At 33.2% G+C, this 19,598-nt stretch carries 21 protein-coding genes; 14 read left to right on the forward strand and 7 right to left on the reverse strand.

Features of this window, described 5'->3' with window-relative positions; all coding sequences use genetic code 11:
- The first annotated feature begins 44 nt into the window (after positions 1-44).
- The 12 genes from atpH (at position 45) to ABD011_RS02185 (ending at position 11,035) form a co-directional block, all read left to right on the forward strand.
- On the forward strand, positions 45-581 hold the full coding sequence (gene atpH / locus ABD011_RS02130; protein WP_343795409.1) for an ATP synthase F1 subunit delta: 537 nt from the start codon (positions 45-47) through the stop codon (positions 579-581).
- A gap of 29 nt (positions 582-610) precedes the next feature.
- A complete protein-coding gene (atpA, locus tag ABD011_RS02135; RefSeq protein WP_134198372.1) occupies positions 611-2,191 on the forward strand; it encodes a F0F1 ATP synthase subunit alpha in 1,581 nt (526 codons plus the stop codon).
- A 36-nt stretch (positions 2,192-2,227) separates the two neighbouring features.
- Positions 2,228-3,088: an ATP synthase F1 subunit gamma gene (gene atpG, locus ABD011_RS02140; RefSeq protein ID WP_129759735.1), complete on the forward strand. Its 861-nt coding sequence runs from the start codon at positions 2,228-2,230 to the stop codon at positions 3,086-3,088.
- Between the two features lie 152 nt (positions 3,089-3,240).
- Positions 3,241-3,741 (forward strand): hypothetical protein, encoded by a 501-nt coding sequence (locus ABD011_RS02145; RefSeq protein ID WP_343795412.1) that lies wholly within the window; start codon positions 3,241-3,243, stop codon positions 3,739-3,741.
- A 24-nt stretch (positions 3,742-3,765) separates the two neighbouring features.
- A complete protein-coding gene (locus tag ABD011_RS02150) occupies positions 3,766-4,224 on the forward strand; it encodes a hypothetical protein (RefSeq protein WP_134198374.1) in 459 nt (152 codons plus the stop codon).
- A 52-nt stretch (positions 4,225-4,276) separates the two neighbouring features.
- The gene (locus ABD011_RS02155; protein ID WP_343795415.1) at positions 4,277-5,707 is read left to right on the forward strand and encodes an oligosaccharide flippase family protein; all 1,431 of its coding nucleotides are present in this window, start codon (positions 4,277-4,279) and stop codon (positions 5,705-5,707) included.
- A complete protein-coding gene (gene dut / locus ABD011_RS02160) occupies positions 5,704-6,138 on the forward strand; it encodes a dUTP diphosphatase (protein WP_129759731.1) in 435 nt (144 codons plus the stop codon). Before ABD011_RS02155 ends, dut begins: the two co-directional genes overlap by 4 nt.
- A 36-nt stretch (positions 6,139-6,174) precedes the next feature.
- The gene (locus ABD011_RS02165; protein WP_343795417.1) at positions 6,175-6,489 is read left to right on the forward strand and encodes a GIY-YIG nuclease family protein; all 315 of its coding nucleotides are present in this window, start codon (positions 6,175-6,177) and stop codon (positions 6,487-6,489) included.
- Positions 6,490-6,556: 67 nt separating this feature from the next.
- Positions 6,557-7,573 carry a sugar phosphate nucleotidyltransferase gene (locus ABD011_RS02170; protein WP_343795419.1) on the forward strand — a complete coding sequence of 339 codons (1,017 nt, stop codon included), beginning with the start codon at positions 6,557-6,559 and terminating at the stop codon, positions 7,571-7,573.
- A gap of 86 nt (positions 7,574-7,659) precedes the next feature.
- Positions 7,660-9,024 carry a tetratricopeptide repeat protein gene (locus ABD011_RS02175; protein WP_343795421.1) on the forward strand — a complete coding sequence of 455 codons (1,365 nt, stop codon included), beginning with the start codon at positions 7,660-7,662 and terminating at the stop codon, positions 9,022-9,024.
- Positions 9,025-9,039: 15 nt separating this feature from the next.
- Positions 9,040-9,813 carry a lipoprotein insertase outer membrane protein LolB1 gene (gene lolB1, locus ABD011_RS02180; protein ID WP_343795423.1) on the forward strand — a complete coding sequence of 258 codons (774 nt, stop codon included), beginning with the start codon at positions 9,040-9,042 and terminating at the stop codon, positions 9,811-9,813.
- 43 nt (positions 9,814-9,856) lie between these two features.
- The gene (locus ABD011_RS02185; RefSeq protein WP_343795425.1) at positions 9,857-11,035 is read left to right on the forward strand and encodes a murein hydrolase activator EnvC family protein; all 1,179 of its coding nucleotides are present in this window, start codon (positions 9,857-9,859) and stop codon (positions 11,033-11,035) included.
- A 93-nt stretch (positions 11,036-11,128) separates the two neighbouring features.
- On the opposite strand, the gene ABD011_RS02190 is transcribed toward ABD011_RS02185, so the two are convergent.
- Together ABD011_RS02190 and ABD011_RS02195 are read right to left on the reverse strand one after the other, a co-directional pair.
- On the reverse strand, positions 11,129-11,638 hold the full coding sequence (locus ABD011_RS02190; RefSeq protein WP_129759727.1) for an acyl-CoA thioesterase: 510 nt from the start codon (positions 11,636-11,638) through the stop codon (positions 11,129-11,131).
- Positions 11,639-11,694: 56 nt separating this feature from the next.
- Entirely contained in the window at positions 11,695-12,633 is a 939-nt protein-coding gene (locus ABD011_RS02195; RefSeq protein WP_262732411.1) for an HU domain-containing protein, read from the reverse strand.
- Positions 12,634-12,738: 105 nt separating this feature from the next.
- Here ABD011_RS02195 and dprA point away from each other — a divergent pair, with 105 nt between their 5' ends.
- Positions 12,739-13,842: a DNA-processing protein DprA gene (dprA, locus tag ABD011_RS02200; RefSeq protein ID WP_343795429.1), complete on the forward strand. Its 1,104-nt coding sequence runs from the start codon at positions 12,739-12,741 to the stop codon at positions 13,840-13,842.
- Here the strand turns inward: dprA and trpS are convergent.
- On the reverse strand, positions 13,839-14,807 hold the full coding sequence (trpS, locus tag ABD011_RS02205; protein WP_343795431.1) for a tryptophan--tRNA ligase: 969 nt from the start codon (positions 14,805-14,807) through the stop codon (positions 13,839-13,841). The two genes, dprA and trpS, sit on opposite strands and share 4 nt — an antisense overlap.
- A 111-nt stretch (positions 14,808-14,918) precedes the next feature.
- On the opposite strand from trpS, the gene ABD011_RS02210 reads away from it, so the two are divergent.
- Entirely contained in the window at positions 14,919-15,659 is a 741-nt protein-coding gene (locus ABD011_RS02210; RefSeq protein ID WP_131506334.1) for a lysophospholipid acyltransferase family protein, read from the forward strand.
- 77 nt (positions 15,660-15,736) lie between these two features.
- Here the strand turns inward: ABD011_RS02210 and ABD011_RS02215 are convergent, their stop codons facing one another.
- The 4 genes from ABD011_RS02215 to recA form a co-directional block, all read right to left on the reverse strand.
- Positions 15,737-17,272 (reverse strand): hypothetical protein, encoded by a 1,536-nt coding sequence (locus tag ABD011_RS02215; RefSeq protein ID WP_343795434.1) that lies wholly within the window; start codon positions 17,270-17,272, stop codon positions 15,737-15,739.
- Positions 17,272-17,814, reverse strand: coding sequence for an RNA polymerase sigma factor (locus tag ABD011_RS02220; RefSeq protein WP_129759721.1), 543 nt, complete (start codon positions 17,812-17,814; stop codon positions 17,272-17,274). Before ABD011_RS02220 ends, ABD011_RS02215 begins: the two co-directional genes overlap by 1 nt.
- A gap of 30 nt (positions 17,815-17,844) precedes the next feature.
- The gene (locus ABD011_RS02225; RefSeq protein ID WP_343795436.1) at positions 17,845-18,252 is read right to left on the reverse strand and encodes a membrane lipoprotein lipid attachment site-containing protein; all 408 of its coding nucleotides are present in this window, start codon (positions 18,250-18,252) and stop codon (positions 17,845-17,847) included.
- 108 nt (positions 18,253-18,360) lie between these two features.
- Positions 18,361-19,365 (reverse strand): recombinase RecA, encoded by a 1,005-nt coding sequence (recA, locus tag ABD011_RS02230; RefSeq protein ID WP_131506330.1) that lies wholly within the window; start codon positions 19,363-19,365, stop codon positions 18,361-18,363.
- Positions 19,366-19,598 lie beyond the last annotated feature (233 nt).

The following is a 19,598-nucleotide window of genomic DNA, read 5'->3' on the forward strand; positions in this document are numbered from 1 at the left end:
CAATAAAAGTCCTTTCCTTAAAAAAAGGGTTTAGTATTAGGAAAATGGCAGGAGCAAGAGCAGCAGTACGTTACGCAAAAGCAGTTTTAAGCTTAGCATCAGATCAAAACACAGCAGATGCTGTAAATAATGATATGAAGCTTATAGTAAACACTATTGCAGAAAACAAAGATTTAAGCAACATGCTTCAAAGTCCTATTGTAAGGTCTTCGGTAAAAAAAGAAGTATTGTTAGAGGTGTTTAAAAACACAAACTCAGTTACAAGTAATTTAATTGATACACTGATTGCTAACAAAAGAATTTCTCTTATAGGCGAAACAGCTTCTAAATACAATCAGTTATACGACGAGTTAAAAGGAACACAAGTTGCAAAAGTTACAACTGCTGTACCTATTACTGATGATTTAAAAGTAAAAGTTTTAGCTAAAGTAAAAGAACTTACAGGAAAAGAAGTTGAAGTTGAAAATATTGTAGATGAAAGCATTTTAGGTGGTTTTGTCTTACGTGTTGGAGACATTCAATACAATGCAAGTATTGCAAATAAATTAAACAAACTAAAAAGAGAATTTACATTAAACTAAAGATAGTTTTATCTTAAATAAATAATAAGATGGCAGAAGTAAAACCAGCTGAAATATCAGCAATCTTAAAACAACAACTTTCAGGTTTTGAAGCAGGTGCTTCATTAGATGAAGTAGGAACAGTATTAACTGTTGGTGATGGTATTGTACGTGCTTATGGACTTTCAAATGCGCAATACGGAGAATTAGTAGAATTTGAAGGCGGATTAGAAGGTATTGTACTAAACCTTGAAGAGGATAACGTAGGTATCGTATTATTAGGTCCTTCTAAAGTAATCAAAGAAGGTTCTACAGTAAAGCGTACAGGACGTATCGCATCTATTAACGTAGGTGAAGGTATTGTTGGTCGTGTGGTTGATACTTTAGGTAACCCAATTGATGGTAAAGGTGCTATCTCTGGTGATACTTATGAAATGCCATTAGAGCGTAAAGCTCCTGGTGTTATCTACCGTCAGCCAGTAAACGAACCATTACAAACAGGTATCAAATCTATTGATGCAATGATTCCTGTAGGTCGTGGACAACGTGAGCTTGTAATTGGTGACCGTCAAACTGGTAAAACAACAGTTTGTATTGATACCATCTTAAATCAAAAAGAATTTTATGATGCAGGTGAGCCTGTATACTGTATATATGTTGCTGTAGGTCAAAAAGCATCTACTGTAGCAAACATTGCTAAAACTTTAGAAGATAAAGGCGCTTTAGCATATACAACAATTGTTGCTGCAAACGCATCAGATCCTGCTCCAATGCAAGTATATGCACCTTTCGCAGGAGCTGCAATTGGTGAGTATTTTAGAGATACTGGTCGTCCAGCTTTAATTATCTATGACGATTTATCTAAGCAAGCGGTAGCTTACCGTGAGGTATCTTTATTATTGCGTCGTCCACCAGGACGTGAGGCGTACCCAGGAGACGTTTTCTACTTACACTCTCGTTTATTAGAGCGTTCTGCTAAAGTAATTGCTGATGATGCTATTGCTAAGGACATGAATGACTTACCAGAGTCGTTAAAGCCAATCGTAAAAGGAGGTGGTTCTTTAACAGCATTACCAATTATTGAAACTCAAGCAGGTGACGTATCAGCATATATCCCAACTAACGTAATTTCTATTACAGATGGTCAGATATTCTTAGAGTCTGATTTATTCAACTCTGGTGTGCGTCCAGCAATTAACGTAGGTATCTCTGTATCTCGTGTAGGTGGTTCGGCTCAGATTAAATCAATGAAAAAAGTAGCAGGTACATTAAAATTAGACCAAGCACAGTTCCGTGAACTAGAAGCATTTGCTAAGTTTGGTTCTGACCTTGATGCTGCAACTCTTAATGTAATTGAAAAAGGTAAACGTAACGTTGAGATCTTAAAGCAAGCTCAAAACGATCCATTTACTGTAGAAGATCAGGTAGCTATCATCTATGCAGGTTCTAAAAACTTACTAAGAGATGTTCCTGTAGAAAAAGTAAAAGAATTTGAAACTGATTATATTGAGTTCTTAAAAGCAAAACACAGCGATGTGTTAGCTACTTTAAAAGCAGGTAAATTAACTGATGAGGTTACAGATACATTAAGTACTGTAGCAAAAGAATTATCAGCTAAATATAAAGCATAATAATTACGCTCACGCAAGTGAGTTCATATTTACAATATGGCAAACTTAAAAGAAATACGTAATAGAATATCTTCGGTATCTTCAACGATGCAGATTACTAGTGCTATGAAAATGGTATCTGCTGCAAAGTTAAAGAAAGCACAAGATGCTATTACTGCAATGCGACCTTATGCAGATAAGTTAACTGAACTTTTACAAAGTTTAAGTGCAACTTTAGATGCAGATTCAGGAAGCAAGTTTTCTGATCAACGTGAAGTTAAAAAAGTATTAATCGTTGCTATTACTTCAAACAGAGGTTTGTGTGGTGCTTTCAACTCAAATATCATTAAAGCTGTAAGCAAACTAACTTCTGAAACGTATGCAAATCAAGAAGTATCTTATGTAGCTGTTGGTAAAAAAGCAAATGATGCTTTTAAAAAGACCAATAAAGTTATTGCTAATAAGAGTGAAGTTTTTGACGATTTAACTTTTGATAACGTTGCTGAGATAGCTCAAATGCTTATGGATAAATTCGTAGCAGGAGAGTATGATAAGATTGATATTGTTTACAACAAGTTTAAAAATGCTGCAACGCAAGAAGTAATGACTGAACAGTTTTTACCAATTGTTCCTGTTGAAGCTGATGCTAATGTAAACTTAGATTATATTTTTGAACCTTCAAAAATTGAAATCGTTGAACAATTAATTCCTAAGTCATTAAAAACACAGTTGTATAAAGGTGTAAGAGACTCATTTGCGTCTGAACATGGAGCACGAATGACTGCAATGCACAAAGCAACTGATAATGCTACTGAGTTAAGAGATCAATTAAAGTTAACTTATAACAAAGCACGTCAAGCTGCAATTACCAACGAAATCCTTGAAATTGTTGGTGGTGCTGAAGCATTAAACAATTAGACGCAGTCAAATGTGTTTTGAATAAAACTAAATACTGTCATGCTGAACTTGTTTCAGCATCTCATAATACAAAAGAAACCTCACCAAATCGGTGAGGTTTTTTTATGGCATTGATTTTGAAATAGTATCTTTATAATCGTTAAGTTTTAGAAATGAGATTAATAAAACACACTTTATATTTAATAGCTTTATTAGTTATGTTAGGATTCTATCAATGTTCTAGTGCACAAAAACTGCAAGAAAAGGCTCCAGTTAACTTTGGAGAGGTCTACTATCAAACATGGAATGCTGGTGTAAAAGAAGGAGGATCAGGTACAAACGTTTTTATCACTGTAAAAGAAGATAAAATAGTATTTGACAGTATCTATTTTAGGGGACAAGGAGTAAAGCTTGAACGTTTTGAGAAAGACGCTTTAGTTTATGTTGGCAGGTTTAAATCTATACAAAACAAAGACATTGTATTAAGTAGCGAAATGGACGAAGAGCATAAAAACCAATTGCCTTATTTACCATCTCAACTGCCTTTTAAACTTGAAAATGACGAATGTGTTATAACTTACAAACAACACGAAAAGACAAACTATTATAAGATTTCAAATATTATTGAAAAACCTACGTTAAATTACCCAAGTCCTCCTCCCAAAAAGGACTAATCCCAAATCTTAAAATCTTAACCTATGAGACCTTTTAAACCAATCCTTTTGTTTCTCATTATTACCTTAATGGGATGCTCAAATGCTTATAAGTTACAAAAGCAAGCACCTTTTCAGTATACCAGAGCCTATTATCAGGTATGGATATCCAATATTAAAATAGGAAGTGAAGGTATCGATTTTCATATTGCCAACTTAACGCCTAACAATAATGTAGTTATTGATAGTGTTTATTTTAGAAACTTAAAAGGAGCATTAACACCTGTTAAAGGAAAATACGTTTCTAGATTAATTAAACGCAACCCAATTTCAGAAGGTCATCAACTAGCATTAATTAAGGAATTTCCATTTAAAATTTCTAATAGAGAATGTGTGGTAAGCTATAGAGAAAATGGAGAAAAAAAATATTTTAAAATAAGTAACCTTGTAGAAAACGAAGGTATTTATTATGAAAATGGACCTCCAAATTCCCAATCAGATTGACATTGCATTTCCTTTTTTAAAACAGTATCTTTAGCAGAGTAAAAAATCACTCTTGGGCGCATTAAAAAAGTTTTTTAAAGACACTATTATCTATGGTTTAGCAACAGTTTTACCTAGATTAATGAACTTTGTTTTAGTGCCACTACATACAGATACTTTAGAAACCACAAGTTATTCTGACAACACAACGTTTTATGTGTATGCTGCTTTTTTTAATGTATTGCTAACTTATGGTATGGAAACTGCTTTCTTAAGGTTTTTTAGTAAAAGTGAAGAAAAGCACAAGGTCTTTTCTACTGCATTAATAAGTTTAGTAGTTTCTACTGTCTTGTTCTTTGCAGTTGTCTTTAGTTTTAATCAACAACTTTCAGAGCTAGTAAATTTAGACCAAACCTACTTTAATTTGTTATTAGGAGTATTGGTATTAGATACACTTGTTGTAGTGCCTTTTGCGTATTTAAGAGCAACAGGAAGACCAATAAGGTTTGCTTCAATAAAACTTTCTAATATACTCATATATGTTGCGCTAAACTTCTTTTTTCTTTGGGCAATACCAGAGTTTGGAATAGAGTTTTCTGGTTATGACAGTAGCAGCTTAGTAAAGTACATATTCATTGCTAACCTTGTAGCGAGCATAGTAACGCTATTGTTACTGTCACCTTACTTTTTTAAAACAAAGCTTCAATTTAGCACGACAGTTTTTAAACAACTTCTTAATTATGGTTGGCCAATAATGGTTGCTGGACTAGCGTATGTAATTAATGAGAATTTTGATAAATGGCTTTTACCAGAATTGTTAGGAAAAGATATTAATGGAGCATATAGTGGTTGCTATAAAATTGCAGTTTTTATGACCATTTTTATTCAGGGATTTAGGTTAGGAGCAGAACCGTTCTTTTTTAATCATGCTAAAGAACACAATGCAAAAGAAACTTATGCGACTATAATGAAATACTTTGTGATTTTTGGAAGTTTCATGTTGGTCTTCATAGTAGCTTATCTCAATATATTCAAAGAACTTATTGTTAGAGATGAAAGTTACTGGATAGCAATAGATATTGTTCCTATAGTGCTTTTAGCAAATCTTTGCTTAGGTATTTATTTCAACCTTGCTATTTGGTATAAGTTAACTGATAAAACGCGCTACGGAATGTATTTATCAATCGTAGGAGCTATAATCACAATTGGGTTCAATTATATAATGATTCCTAAAATTGGGTTCATGGCTTCCGCTTGGGCAACTCTAGCAGCTTATACTGTTATGATGTTATTGTCATATGTTTTAGGACAAAAGCATTACCCTGTTCCGTATGATTTAAAAAAGATAGCTCTATACTTAATTCTAGCAATAGTAATGTCAATACTAGTATTAAAAACCAATAGCAACTATTACCTAAATACAGGCTTAGTTTTATTATTTTTGGCGATAGTATTTGTTTCTGAAAAAGAACAAATCAAACAACTCTTAAAAAGAAAACAATGACCATAAAAATCATTAACAAATCCAATCACGCTTTACCTAACTACGAAACCATTGCTTCTGCAGGAATGGATTTACGTGCTAATTTATCTGAATCTAGAACCTTAAAACCATTAGAGAGAAGCATTGTAGGTACAGGGTTATTTATGGAACTTCCTATTGGTTATGAAGCTCAAGTAAGACCACGCAGTGGTTTAGCAGCCAAAAAAGGAATTACAGTACTCAATGCTCCTGGAACTATTGATGCTGATTATAGAGGAGAGATAGGAGTTATTTTGGTAAACTTATCTAATGAAGATTTTACTATCCAAAATGGTGAACGTATTGCACAATTGGTTATTGCAAAACACGAACGTGCAGAATGGGAAGAAGTTCAAGAACTTTCTGAAACCTCAAGAGGTGAAGGTGGTTTTGGAAGTACAGGGACGAAATAAATTCCTGCGAACGCAGGAATCTCTTTTAGCAATTGTATGAAACTGTGGTATGTGTATATAATGAGCAATAGAGCTAATGGAGTTTTGTATATTGGTGTTTCTGATAATATTGAAGAAAGGGTAAAAGAACATAAACTAAAAGTTTACCCAAAATCTTTCACAGCCAAGTATAATTGTACTATGCTTGTCTATTTTGAAGAGTTTGAAAATGGAAAAGATGCTGAAAAGAGAGAAAGGCAATTCAAAAAATGGAAAAGAAATTGGAAAATTGAATTGATAGAAGAAATGAATCCTAATTGGATAGATATTAGTGCCAATTGGAATCTAAATTTTAGCAAACTAAGAGAATAAAGAGATTCCTACTTTTATAGGAATTAAGTTTAACACAATAAAGATACCTGCTTTCGCAGGCAGTAATATGAAAATAATAGTACCAATGGCTGGTCGAGGTTCTCGACTTCGTCCGCACACATTAACAGTTCCAAAACCATTAATTCCTGTTGCTGGACAACCAATAGTACATCGATTAGTAAAAGATATTGCTAAAATTTTAAAACAACCAATTGAAGAAGTCGCTTTTGTTTTAGGAGATCCTGCTTTTTTTGGCGACGATGTTGTAGATAGTTTAACTACATTAGCGACTGATTTAGGAGCTAAAGCGTCAATTTATAGGCAAGACCAACCTTTAGGAACAGGACATGCTATAATGAGCGCTAAAGCATCACTTTCAGGACCTGCAGTTATTGCCTATGCTGATACATTAATAAGAGCCGATTTTAATTTAGATCCAGAAGCTGATGCTGTAATCTGGACTAAACAGGTTGAAAACCCTCAAGCGTTTGGAGTTGTAAAACTTAACACTAACAACGAAATTATTGAACTGGTTGAAAAACCTCAAGAATTTGTTAGTGACCAAGCGGTTATTGGTATTTACTATTTTAAAGATGTAGGCGTTTTAAAAAGCAAACTACAAGAAGTCCTTGATGAAAATATTATGAATGGTGGCGAATACCAAATAAATGATGGTATAAAACGCATGATGGCAGAAGGAAAAGTCTTTAAAACAGGAACTGTTGATGAATGGATGGACTGTGGTAACAAACCTGTAACGGTTCAAACCAATAGTAAAATGCTCAATTTTCTTAAAAATGATGGTGAGCACCTAATTAGCGATTCTGTGACACTTCACAATTCAAAAATCATAGAGCCTTGTTTTATAGGAGAGAATGTGGTATTAAACAATACAACAGTAGGTCCAAACGTTTCTATTGGCAATAATTGCGTTATTGAAAATTCAACCGTTAAAAATAGCTTAATTCAAACGCATACAACCGTTAAAAATGCTAATTTAGAGGATGCTATGATTGGTAATCATGTTTCCTATGACGGAAACTTTAAAACCATTAGTATTGGAGATTATTCGGTTTTGGAATAAATTCCTGTGAAAACAGGAATCTTTTAAACCTAAGTTTGGAATAACAATTGCAATAGCATTCAAGACAAAGCAAAGAAACACTAATAATGAAATACAATACCTACATCGTTGCCATACTATTTGGACTATTTTTTATTCCACAAACTAGTATTGCTCAAGTCGATTTTAACAAACGACCAGACGATGATTTAGGTAATGTCGAAGACGCATATCAAGAATTATTTTTTGAAGCCCTAAAGCAAAAAGGTATTGAAAACTACCAACGTGCAGTAGATGCTCTTTTAAAATGCATAAAAATTGACGATTCTGATGCTGCTTTGTATTTCGAGTTGGGTAAAAACTATAATAAGCTTAAAAACTTTGGAGCTGCTGAAGATGCTCTAAGAAAAGCCATTTCAAAGTCACCAGAAAACGAGTGGTACATGGACGAGCTTTATGATGTTTACATTCAGCAGAATGATGTTGACAAAGCTGTAAAAACCGTTAAGCAGCTTGTTAAATACCATCCAGACTACAAAGAAGACCTAGCAGGATTATACATAAAAGCCGAAAAGTATAAAGACGCTATAAAACTTCTTGATGAGTTAGATGAAGAATTTGGGATTAGTGAGAATAGAGATTATATGCGAAATCAAATCTATAACATAACAGGGAATGATGACGATCGCATTGAAAATCTTGAAGACCGAGTAAAAAACAATCCTCAAAACGAAGACAATTATTTAAAACTCGTGTACAGATATAGCGAAATAGGAGACACACAAAAAGCGTTTGATACAGCTCAACGTCTTTTGGAGATCAATCCAGAATCGCAATTGGTTCATCTTGCATTGTATAAGTTTTATTTAAATGATAATGACACTCAAAATGCCATTAACTCTATGAAAATTGTACTTACAAGTGCATCGATTAATCCTGAGGCAAAAACAAAAGTATTTAACGATTTTGTAGAGTTTGTATCTAAGCATCCTGAGTACGAATCGCAATTAGTAGATGTTACAGCTTTGGTGGATAATGATAAAAGCAAAAAAACACTATTAGAATTAGGTCAGTATTACTTAAAATCTGGAGACAAAACCAAAGCACTAAGCTACTATGAGGAAGCTTTAAAGCAAGAGCCTAGCAACTACAACATTATTAAAGATGTATTGTTACTTCAGTTAGAACTTAATCAAAATGATAAAGTAGTTGTTAAGAGTAATCAAGCGTTAGAACTTTATCCTGCACAACCCATATTTTACCTTATAAATGGTGTTGCAAACAATAAGCTAAAGCTACCAAAGCAAGCAATTGAAAGTTTAGAAACAGGATTAGATTATATTATTGATGATCCTAAAATGGAAGCCGATTTTTACACGCAGTTAAGCACTGCATATAAATTGAATAATAATATATCAAAATCTGAAACGTTTGCTAAAAAAGCCCAAGCTATTGCTGGTGGTCAACAATAATGTTCCTGAAAATCTATGATGAAGCAAATTAAAATATTAGTTGTTACAGTTGTGGTATGTGCTGTTTATGGATGTAAATCTACCAAAAGCGTTACTGACACTGGAACGCTCAATACAAGCATTACTGCAAAACAACTTATTAGAGAAAATTCTAAACAGGAAATCCGATTTAAAACCTTGCAAGCCAAAGTAAAAATAGACTATACTCAAGGTGACGACTCTCAAGGCTATACAGTAAACCTTAGAATAAAAAAAGATGAAACCATCTGGTTGAGTGCTACTTTGGGTTTAGCTAGAGCCATGATAACACCAGATAGAGTTCAGTTTTACGACAAAATAAACAATCAGTATTTTGATGGTGACTACACCTTGCTAAGTAATATTTTAGGAGTAGAATTAGATTTTAAAAAGGTTCAAAACCTACTTGTGGGAGAAGCTATTTATAATCTAAAAGATGACACCTACAAAGCATCAACCCATCAAGAATCTTATGTGCTTGAGCCTAAAAACCAAAAAGCAGTATTAGAGCTGTTTTACTTAATTAATCCAGGACATTTTAAAATGGATTCTCAACAACTGTATCAACCATTACAGCAACGTATGTTGCAAGTAGATTATAAATCCTATCAGGAAGTACAACGACAAATAGTTCCAGAAAACATACACATTTCTGCTGTTGAATCAACCAGTGAAGTTACTATTGATTTGGAGTACAAATCAGTGTCACTTAATGAAGAAGTACGTTTTCCATTTAAAATACCTACAGGGTTTAAAGAAATAATGTTATAACATGTATAGTAAGCCAACCTTAATAGTAATGATATGTTTCTTTATGAACATTGGTTTCGGTTTTGCGCAAAGTGATAAGCAAAAGGAACTCGAAGCCCAACGTAAGAAATATCAAAATGAATTAAAGCAATTAAATGCCTTGCTATTTTCTGATAAGAAAAAGGAAAAGTCAGTAATTTCATTGGTAGAAGACCTTAACTACAAGGTAAATGTTAGAAAAAACCTGATTAAAATTACTAATGACCAAGCCAATTTATTAACTAGGGAAATCAACGATAACCAAAATGAAATTTCCAGCCTTAGAGAGCAATTAAAACAGCTTAAAGCAGATTATGCTGCAATGATTGTAAAGTCTTATAAAAGCAAGTCAGAGCAAAGTAAAATCATGTTTCTGTTATCGGCAGATAATTTTCAGCAAGCTTATAAGCGTTTACAATACTTAAAGCAATATAGAAATTACCAAGAAGAACAAGGCGAAGCGATTAAATCAAAAACTGCACGTTTACAAGAATTAAATACGTCTTTAATACAACAAAGAGAAGACAAGCAAAAGCTTATTGAAGAAAACCGAATTGCCAAAAAGCAGTTGGAAGGAGAACTCAAAGAGCACGAAACACTTATGGCTTCTATACGCCAAAACATGAGTAAATATGTGTCTCAAATAAAAGTAAAGCAGCAGGAAATAGATAAAATTGACAAAGAGATTGACAGGTTAATTAAAGAAGCTATTGCTGCGTCTAATAAAAAAGCAGGAAAATCCACTACATCTAAAGGGTTTGCATTAACAGCTGAAGCTAAACAGTTGGCTGCTAACTTTCAATCTAACAAAGGACAATTACCTTGGCCTGTTGAAAAAGGAGTTGTTAAAGTACGCTATGGTAACCAACCATCACCAATTGATAGAACTGTAACGTTTAATAGTCCTGGAGTTAGAATTGCAACCGAACAAGGAGCAAAAGTGCGAGCGGTTTTTGATGGTGAAGTTTCTGAAATTTTAGTTATACCAAATGCTAATCCTGTAATTATGATTAGGCATGGTAACTACATTACAGTTTATAAAAACCTATCAAAAATTTACGTCAAAAAAGGCGATAAGATTACTACCAAACAAGAAATAGGAGAGGTGTTTACCAATAAAAATACAGGTGAAACTATGCTAGGTTTTGGAGTTTACAAAGACTCCCAAACTCAAAATCCTGCAAGCTGGATTTACAAAATGTGATAGCATTTTGAAAACTATTTTAGGATTTACAAAATGTGATAGCATTTTGAAAACTCTATTATTCCTTACACGATAGGGAACCCTAAAAACAAATTACTCAAACAATGCTTTAAGTTCAGTTGCGTCGTTTGGTTTTAGCTTTCCTGCAAGTACCAAACTCAACTGTTTACGTCTTAAGGCAGCATCAAAGCGCTCTTTTTCTAAATCGGTTTCAGGAACAATCTCAGGAACAGATACAGGTCTTCCAGTTTCATCTACAGCTACAAAAGTGTATATAGCTTCGTTAGCTTTGGTTTTAATTCCAGACTCTCTATCATCAATCCAAACGTCAATATAAACTTCCATAGATGTTTTAAAAGCTCTTGATACCTTAGCTTCAACAGTCACAACACTCCCTAATGGTACTGACCTATTAAAAGCCACATGGTTAACCGAAGCAGTAACTACAATACGTCTGCTGTGGCGTCTTGCAGCAATACTTGCAGCACGATCCATACGAGCTAAAAGCTCTCCTCCAAAAAGGTTGTTTAATGGATTGGTTTCACTTGGAAGTACCAAGTCGGTCATTACAGTTTTAGATGCATTGGGTGTCTTTGCTTTCATGTCTATGAATTTGAATGCAAAGGTAAGGTGCTTTTAAAAACTAAAGAAAGAAAATATTAGTTTAATGCTTTTACTAATAACCAAGCGTCAGGATTATGGGTTCTTTTTATGTCACGCAAGGTTTTAAGAGCTTCAAGTCTATCAACATGACTAGAATATACTACCTCGTGTAAGCCATATTTGTTAACACCAATTTTTCTAGCCTTATAACCAAGTGCTTTTAACTGTGCTACTTTCTTATCAGAGTTTTCTTCAACTCTAAAAGCACCAGCAATAATGTGGTAGTTGCCTTGTTGTTTTTCAACAGTTAGTGTTGCAGCAGGTAAAGGATTTTCAATTACAAACGTAGCCTCTTGTACTTTGTTGTCTAGTTGGGTGTTAGCTTCTTCTTGTGCTAATTGATTTTGAGATTCTATTTCATTAATGTAGTAGTTAGAAGCTACAAAACCACCAAGACCTAAAAATAGAACAGCAATGGCAGCATATTTTAAATATGGTCTAGATTTACGTTTTTCAGGAGTTACGGTAATTGGAATGACGTTCTCAATAGTTTCAACGTCTTCTTTGTATACTTCTCTAGTAACTTGATTTGATACAAATTGAGATAAACCAAAAGCATCAGTTAAGTAATTGATGTGATAAGAAGGGTCAAAAACAATTTTTCCTTCAGCATTTAAAACCAATTCACCAATATTATCAAAGGTTAAGGTTTCACCTTGAACCAAATACGATTTAATAGATTTAACGTGCTTGTTTAGTTTTTGAGAAGCAACCTCATAAGGGATTTTTTCTACCTCAGCAATATAAGATGATAATAAACCATCATTATGTTGTAGTTGCTCGTTAAAAGACAACACTTTTTTTGGAGGGTAGAATGAGTTAGTAGACTCATGTACTTTTGCAGAAACGCTTTTGGTTAAAAACGCTCCAAACTCTGGTATAGTTACACAATCATATCTGTATAACAAATCACTTATGTAGGTTTCCAATTGCATAAAAACAAAGTTAAAAATTTTTGTATGCGAATAAAAATTCGGCTTAACTATTTATTAACACTTTAAAATTTAGTTTATTGTAGGTTCAAAACCAGCGTAATAGTTATGAATACCGAACAATTAATTTATACATTGGCGTTACAACACGTACCAAATATTGGTGATATTACCGCTAAGAAGCTTATAAAAAGTTGTGGTTCTGCTGAAGCAGTTTTAAAAGAAAAGAAGCAAAACCTTTTAAAAATAGATGGTATTGGTAGTGCTACAATTAGCGATTTGTTTAATTCATCGCATATTGTAGCTGCTGAAAATGAAATTAAATTTATTGAAGACAACAATATTGCTTGCTTATATTTTATGGATAACGATTATCCAGAACGGTTAAAACATTGTATTGATGGACCAATTGTGTTGTTTCAGTCTGGAAATATCAACCTTAAAGAAAAACGCATTATTAGCATTGTTGGAGCAAGAAAAATTACTACATATGGTATAGCCTTTTGCGAAAAGTTGGTTGAAGAATTAGCTGTTTTTAATCTTGTAATCGTTTCAGGGTTTGCTTATGGAACAGATATTACTGCCCAAAAAGCAGCATTACAACATAATTTGCAAACCATAGGTTGCTTAGCTCATGGTTTAAATCAAATTTATCCTAAAACCCATAAAAAATATATGGTTGATGTTGAGAAGCATGGAGGGTTTTTTACCGATTTTTGGAGTACTGACGTTTTTGACAGAACCAATTTTTTAAAACGCAACAGGATAATTGCAGGACTTAGTGAAGCTACTGTAGTTATTGAATCTGCAGAAAAAGGAGGTAGCTTGGTCACTGCTGATATTGCAAGCTCATATAACAGAGATGTATTTGCTGTTCCTGGAAGAACTACCGATTTGCAAAGTGTAGGTTGCAATAATTTGATTAAATATCAAAAGGCGCACGCATTAACTACACCATTAGATATTCCATACATATTAAATTGGCAGTTAGAAGGCGAAAAAAAGCCAGCTGTACAAAAGCAATTGTTTGTTGAACTCGATACTACAGAAAAAGTAATATATAATTACCTAAAAGAAAACGAAAAGCAACAACTAGATGTCATAGCCATTAACTGCAACTTACCTATTTTTAAAGTAAGCAGTACCTTGCTAAATATGGAGTTAAAAGGCGTAATAAGGCCTTTACCAGGAAAGCTGTTTGAGGTTATTTAATAACCAGCTTTTTCTCTAACTCTTTTTAAAACATCGTCAGCAACCACTTTGGCTTTCTCAGCACCTAAAGCAAGTGCTTTATCAATTTCGCTAAGGTTATTCATATAGTAGTTGTATTGCTCACGTTGTTTCGCAAATTTTTCAATAATTAATTCAAACAAAGCCTGTTTAGCATGTCCATAACCATAACCACCTTTTTCATAATTGGCTTTCATGGTTTCTATTTGACTTTCTGTAGCTAGTAAGCTATAAATCGCAAAACAATTACAAGCTTTCCAGTCTTTTGGCTCTTCAAGAGGTGTGCTATCAGTTTCAATAGACATAATTTGTTTACGCAACTTTTTATCAGCTAAAAAGATATTGATAAAATTACCTCTACTCTTACTCATTTTTTCACCATCGGTTCCAGGAATGAGTTTGGTGCTTTCTTGAACTTTAGCCTCTGGTAAAACAAAAGTTTCACCCATTTTAGTATGAAAACGAGTCGCTACATCACGTGTCATTTCAAGGTGTTGTAATTGGTCTTTTCCAACAGGAACAATATTGGCATCGTATAATAAAATATCAGCAGCCATAAGCATTGGGTACATAAACAAACCAGCATTTACATCGTCTAGTCTATCAGCTTTGTCTTTAAAACCATGCGCTAATTTTAAACGTTGATAAGGAAAAAAGCAGTCTAAATACCAAGCTAGTTCGGTTACTTGAGGTACATCGCTTTGTCTGTAAAACACGGTTTTTTCAACATCTAACCCAAACGCTAACCAAGTTGCTGCAACAGAGTAGGTATTGTGTCGTAACTCCTCAGCATCCTTTATTTGTGTTAGTGTATGCAAATTGGCAATAAATAAAAACGATTCGTTTTTTTGATCGTTTGCCATTTCTATTGCAGGTATAATTGCACCTAAAATATTGCCTAAATGTGGAGTTCCTGTACTTTGTATTCCTGTTAAAATTCTTGCCATATCAACTTCCCTCTTAAGGGAGAATCTCATTAAATTAAACTTGATTATATCGTCAGCAAAGGTAATTTTTTTAGTAGAATTGTTGAATTAATTTGAGTAGTTTTGAGGCTTATGAAAATTTTTAAGTACATTTTTTGGGTTTTATACAGGATTTGGTTCTACATTTTAGTAGCACTACCTATAATTGTGCTCTTTCCTGTACTTTTAATTTCTATCTTAAAAGAGTCTTGGTATCCATTTTTTTTTAAGTTAGCACGCATTTGGGCTAAGTTTATTTTAATTGGGATGGGTTTCAATTACAAAATTGAAAGAGAGCAAACACCTGAAAAAGGAAAAAGCTATATGTTTATTGCTAACCACACCTCTATGACAGACATTATGCTAATGCTAGTGGCTGTTAAAAATCCATTTGTGTTTGTTGGAAAAGCTGAATTAGCTAAAATACCTTTGTTTGGATTTTTCTATAAACGTACAAGTATATTAGTAGACAGAAGTAGTGAAAAAAGCCGAAAAGCAGTTTTTTTAAGAGCGCAACGAAGACTTAAACAAGGTATGAGTATTTGTATTTTTCCTGAAGGTGGTGTTCCTGATGAAAGTATTGTTTTAGACGAATTTAAAGATGGTGCTTTTAGAATGGCTATTAACCATCAAATACCAATTGTACCTTTAACTTTTGCTGATAATAAAAAACGATTTTCTTATACTTTTTTTAGTGGAGGACCCGGGAAAATGAGAGTTAAAGTACATAAGTTTTTAATCACTAATGGACTTAAAGTTGACGCAACAAAACCATTGAATTCTAAAGCGCATAGCATTATTTTAAATCAGTTATCAAAGTATCATAAAACCTAAAAAGCTGCCCTTGGCACAGAGCAGCTTTTAGTCATCATTGCGAGTTTGCAATAACTAATCTAACCAACTAAAAAAACCTAAAACTTATAACTTAAACCTGTATATACGCCAATAAAGTAAGGTTGAAAATCACCTGAACTGTTAGAGAACGTATTTATTTGGTACTTGAACATAGGTTCAAGATTTATTTTTACTTTTTCTGATAAGTTATAGTTCATTCCTAATCCAAAATTGGCACTATAACTCATGTCTTTTATATTAGTAGCTTCACCTATAAGAGTTCTACCATTTTCATTAATAGCATAAATCTCATTTTTGTTTACAAACAACGTACTGAAACCACCAATAACATTAATTCCTACCTTTTTATTTAACAATGTATACTCCAGTTCAATAGGAACTTCTATAAACCCAAATTGCTGATCGATTGAACTATTTGCTTGAGCTTTTATAAGTTCTGGTGAGTGAACATTGTTTAAACTTTGAGCGCTTATTAGTGTATTGTTAGAAGCACTGTTGTTAAGTTTTACATTGCTTAACCTAGCACTCATAGAGTCAATGTTTTGGTAGGCAATAACATTGTTTGTGCCATAACCTAAATCTACTTTATTTACACCAACCCTTACTTTTAGTTTATCGTTAAACGCATAGCTACCGTTAATACCATAACTCATACTGATTTCACCAGTTTTGGAGTTGTCCACAAATTGCTCGTCAATTGCTGAACCTTTACCTAGTGAATTGAAATAAACAGGCGCCACATTTGGAGAAATGTTCCACCTGTTTAGTTTCGATTCTTCTTTTTCTTCTTCATTTGTATTATTAGCTTCAACAATAGCGTCTTCTATAGTTTTGTCTTCTGTATTTTCGTTTTCTTCATCTATAGCATTAGTTTTAGGATCATTGTCCTCTGTTGTATCACCATTATTGTCTTTAGTTGATGATTGAGCAACAGTCGTTTCAGAATCTTTAGCTCCTTTTATAAGATCGTCTAAATCTTCTTTGTTTTTCAAATGACTTTCAGGCTTTTGATTGCTATTTGATGATTTAGTATCATTTTGGGCAACTGTAGTTGCTTTATTTGGATTGGTAGTTGGGTTGTTTTGATTTTTAGAAAAATGCTTTTGATTTTCTTGAGTTTTATAATTGATGTCTTTGGTAGTGTTGGAGCTTGCTACTTTAGATGTTGAATTTGATGAGTTATCACTTATACCTTTTGATGTTTTATTTTTATTTTCTTCAAAAGTACTGGTGTTTTCATTTGCAACTTCAGTGGTATTACTTATTGAGGTGTTGTTGTTGTTTTCAAAATTACTATTGTCTTTGTTAGAATCTTCGTTGTTTGAAGCTCCATTGGGAGTTTCAGTATCTACAATTTCAGAAGGTGTGTTTGTAGTGCCAGAATCTGACAAAATACTATTACCTACAGTAAATAACAGCACTAACAATGCTGCAACACCTGCAACTTTCCACCAAATAGGAATAACTCTGCGTTTACGTTTTTTATTATTTAAGTTAGCCTGAATGTTTTCCCATACAGCATCATTAGGAGTGGCTTCAAAGTTTTTGAGCTTCTCCTGAAAAAGTCTGTCTATGTTCTTTTTTTCACTCATTATAATGTTTGCGAGTTTATGCTCGCCTTGTATTGTTCAATCTTTTCTTTTAAAATCAATCGTGCTCTGGCAAGATTAGATTTTGAGGTTCCTGTTGATATGTTTAGCATCTCTGCTATTTCTTTATGCGAATAACCGTCTAGAGCATAAAGGTTAAATACTAACCTATAACGATCTGGTAACTCTTGAATAATGCTTAGTAAAAAGTCAATAGTTACTGCGTCTTCATCAATTTCTACACTAACATCTTCAATTTGCTCTTCATTAACAATATCAAAAACACCAACACTTCTATACCTTTGTAACGCAGTGTTAATGGTTATTCGTTTCATCCAGCCTTCTAAAGAACCTTTGCTTTTATATTGTGATATTTTGTTGAAAATAGTCACAAAAGCATCTTGCAGATTGTCTTCTGCCTCTACATAATTTCTTGAGTACTTAAGACAAAGCGAAAATAGTTTGCTCGAATAGAGCTTATATAGTTGACTTTGAGCTTTAGTATCATTTTTTTTACAATGTTCTATGAGTTGCTCTAAACTCACATTATAAAGGTATTAGTTAGTCCAAATTAATTACTCAACAACAGGAATTTCTACTATGTAGTACAAATCGTTACCATTTTCGTCTTCACCTTGCCAAAATCTAAACACATAAGTACCATTACTGTTTACCATAAAGTTAAAGGATACTTCCTCTAAAGTAGCTGATTGGGTACAGCTTTGCTCTGGGTATACTGTGTTTATGACAGCAATAGTTCGTTGGTTTAACTCACTATCGTAATAAAAGTCATTAAACACATAACAGCCTGATGGTTTGTAGTAGCTTACATATATTGTGTAAGTTTCACCTAATACAAATTCTTCTGGCATATCCACACTCTCTACAGGTAATATCTCATAGTAAAATGAGGGAGCATCATCTTCTAACGAACATGACGTTAGTGATAGGATAAAAACAAATAGAAATAATATTTTTTTCATAGTTAAATTTGGTTTTGGGTAATACCTTTTTCAAAAGGTAGATACATAAAGTGTAAAAAGGTTGCGTTAAAAAATAAAAAAAATCCCGTTTTAAGGGATTTTTAAGTTTTAATTAGCTTCTTTAATAGTATTCCTAACTTTCTCTTCGAGTTCATCCATAAGTTCTGGATTGTCTTTAATTAGGTTTTTTACAGCATCTCTACCTTGACCTAGTTTGGTGTCATCATAACTAAACCACGAACCGCTTTTCTTTATAATTTCATGTTCAACAGCAATATCCAAGATTTCACCAACTTTTGAAACTCCTTCTCCATACATAATATCAAATTCAGCAGTTTTAAACGGTGGAGCTACTTTATTTTTAACCACTTTAACTCGTGTTTTATTACCAGAAACATTTCCGTCAGATTCTTTAATTTGAGTAGAGCGTCTAATATCTAATCTAACTGAAGCATAGAATTTTAAAGCATTACCACCAGTTGTAGTTTCAGGGTTTCCAAACATAACACCAATTTTTTCGCGTAATTGGTTAATGAAAATCATTGTACAATTAGTCTTACTGATAGAGCCTGTAAGTTTTCTAAGTGCTTGAGACATTAATCGTGCGTGTAGTCCCATTTTAGAGTCACCCATTTCACCTTCAATTTCACTTTTAGGTGTAAGAGCCGCAACAGAATCAATTACAATAATATCAATAGCTCCAGAACGCACCAAGTTGTCAGCAATTTCAAGTGCTTGTTCACCATTGTCAGGTTGAGAAATGATTAAATTTTCTAAGTCAACACCTAATTTTTCAGCGTAAAATCTATCAAAAGCATGCTCAGCATCAATAAAAGCAGCAATACCTCCAGATTTTTGAGCTTCAGCAATAGCATGTAACGTTAAGGTTGTTTTACCAGAAGATTCCGGACCATAAATTTCAATAATTCTACCTCTTGGATAACCACCAACTCCTAATGCAATATCAAGTCCTAATGAACCAGAAGGGATAGAATCAACATCTGCAACCGCTTGGTCACTCATTTTCATTACAGTCCCTTTTCCATAGGCTTTATCTAGTTTATCTAAAGTAAGCTTAAGTGCTTTTAATTTAGCGTCTTTTTCAGTACTCATCTACACAGTGTTTTCTTAAATTAATCATGCTAAAATACGATAACTTTTCATTTTTTTCAATCATACGACGCAACCTTTTTACACTTTTTGCATCTACTTAATAATTAAGGGAAATCTTGCTATGAAATTCTTTAAAAAAACAATTGTAAACAATGCATTAGGTGTTTCAGTTGCTATACATATAAATAGTAACTGTAAAGCCGATGGAGGTTAACTCGTGTTATATTTTGGAT

This window comes from Gaetbulibacter jejuensis (assembly GCF_039524015.1).
Lineage (GTDB): Bacteria > Bacteroidota > Bacteroidia > Flavobacteriales > Flavobacteriaceae > Gaetbulibacter_B > Gaetbulibacter_B jejuensis.

Excerpts from the sequence above, each read along its gene's own strand:
- atpH (WP_343795409.1), top strand. The coding sequence starts at position 45 with ATGGCAGGAGCAAGAGCAGCAGTACGTTACGCAAAAGCAGTTTTAAGC.
- atpA (WP_134198372.1), top strand. The coding sequence starts at position 611 with ATGGCAGAAGTAAAACCAGCTGAAATATCAGCAATCTTAAAACAACAA.
- atpG (WP_129759735.1), top strand. The coding sequence starts at position 2,228 with ATGGCAAACTTAAAAGAAATACGTAATAGAATATCTTCGGTATCTTCA.
- ABD011_RS02145 (WP_343795412.1), top strand. The coding sequence starts at position 3,241 with ATGAGATTAATAAAACACACTTTATATTTAATAGCTTTATTAGTTATG.
- ABD011_RS02150 (WP_134198374.1), top strand. The coding sequence starts at position 3,766 with ATGAGACCTTTTAAACCAATCCTTTTGTTTCTCATTATTACCTTAATG.
- dut (WP_129759731.1), top strand. The coding sequence starts at position 5,704 with ATGACCATAAAAATCATTAACAAATCCAATCACGCTTTACCTAACTAC.
- ABD011_RS02165 (WP_343795417.1), top strand. The coding sequence starts at position 6,175 with ATGAAACTGTGGTATGTGTATATAATGAGCAATAGAGCTAATGGAGTT.
- ABD011_RS02170 (WP_343795419.1), top strand. The coding sequence starts at position 6,557 with ATGAAAATAATAGTACCAATGGCTGGTCGAGGTTCTCGACTTCGTCCG.
- ABD011_RS02175 (WP_343795421.1), top strand. The coding sequence starts at position 7,660 with ATGAAATACAATACCTACATCGTTGCCATACTATTTGGACTATTTTTT.
- lolB1 (WP_343795423.1), top strand. The coding sequence starts at position 9,040 with ATGATGAAGCAAATTAAAATATTAGTTGTTACAGTTGTGGTATGTGCT.
- ABD011_RS02185 (WP_343795425.1), top strand. The coding sequence starts at position 9,857 with ATGAACATTGGTTTCGGTTTTGCGCAAAGTGATAAGCAAAAGGAACTC.
- ABD011_RS02190 (WP_129759727.1), bottom strand. The coding sequence starts at position 11,638 with ATGAAAGCAAAGACACCCAATGCATCTAAAACTGTAATGACCGACTTG.
- ABD011_RS02195 (WP_262732411.1), bottom strand. The coding sequence starts at position 12,633 with ATGCAATTGGAAACCTACATAAGTGATTTGTTATACAGATATGATTGT.
- dprA (WP_343795429.1), top strand. The coding sequence starts at position 12,739 with ATGAATACCGAACAATTAATTTATACATTGGCGTTACAACACGTACCA.
- trpS (WP_343795431.1), bottom strand. The coding sequence starts at position 14,807 with ATGGCAAGAATTTTAACAGGAATACAAAGTACAGGAACTCCACATTTA.
- ABD011_RS02210 (WP_131506334.1), top strand. The coding sequence starts at position 14,919 with ATGAAAATTTTTAAGTACATTTTTTGGGTTTTATACAGGATTTGGTTC.
- ABD011_RS02215 (WP_343795434.1), bottom strand. The coding sequence starts at position 17,272 with ATGAGTGAAAAAAAGAACATAGACAGACTTTTTCAGGAGAAGCTCAAA.
- ABD011_RS02225 (WP_343795436.1), bottom strand. The coding sequence starts at position 18,252 with ATGAAAAAAATATTATTTCTATTTGTTTTTATCCTATCACTAACGTCA.
- recA (WP_131506330.1), bottom strand. The coding sequence starts at position 19,365 with ATGAGTACTGAAAAAGACGCTAAATTAAAAGCACTTAAGCTTACTTTA.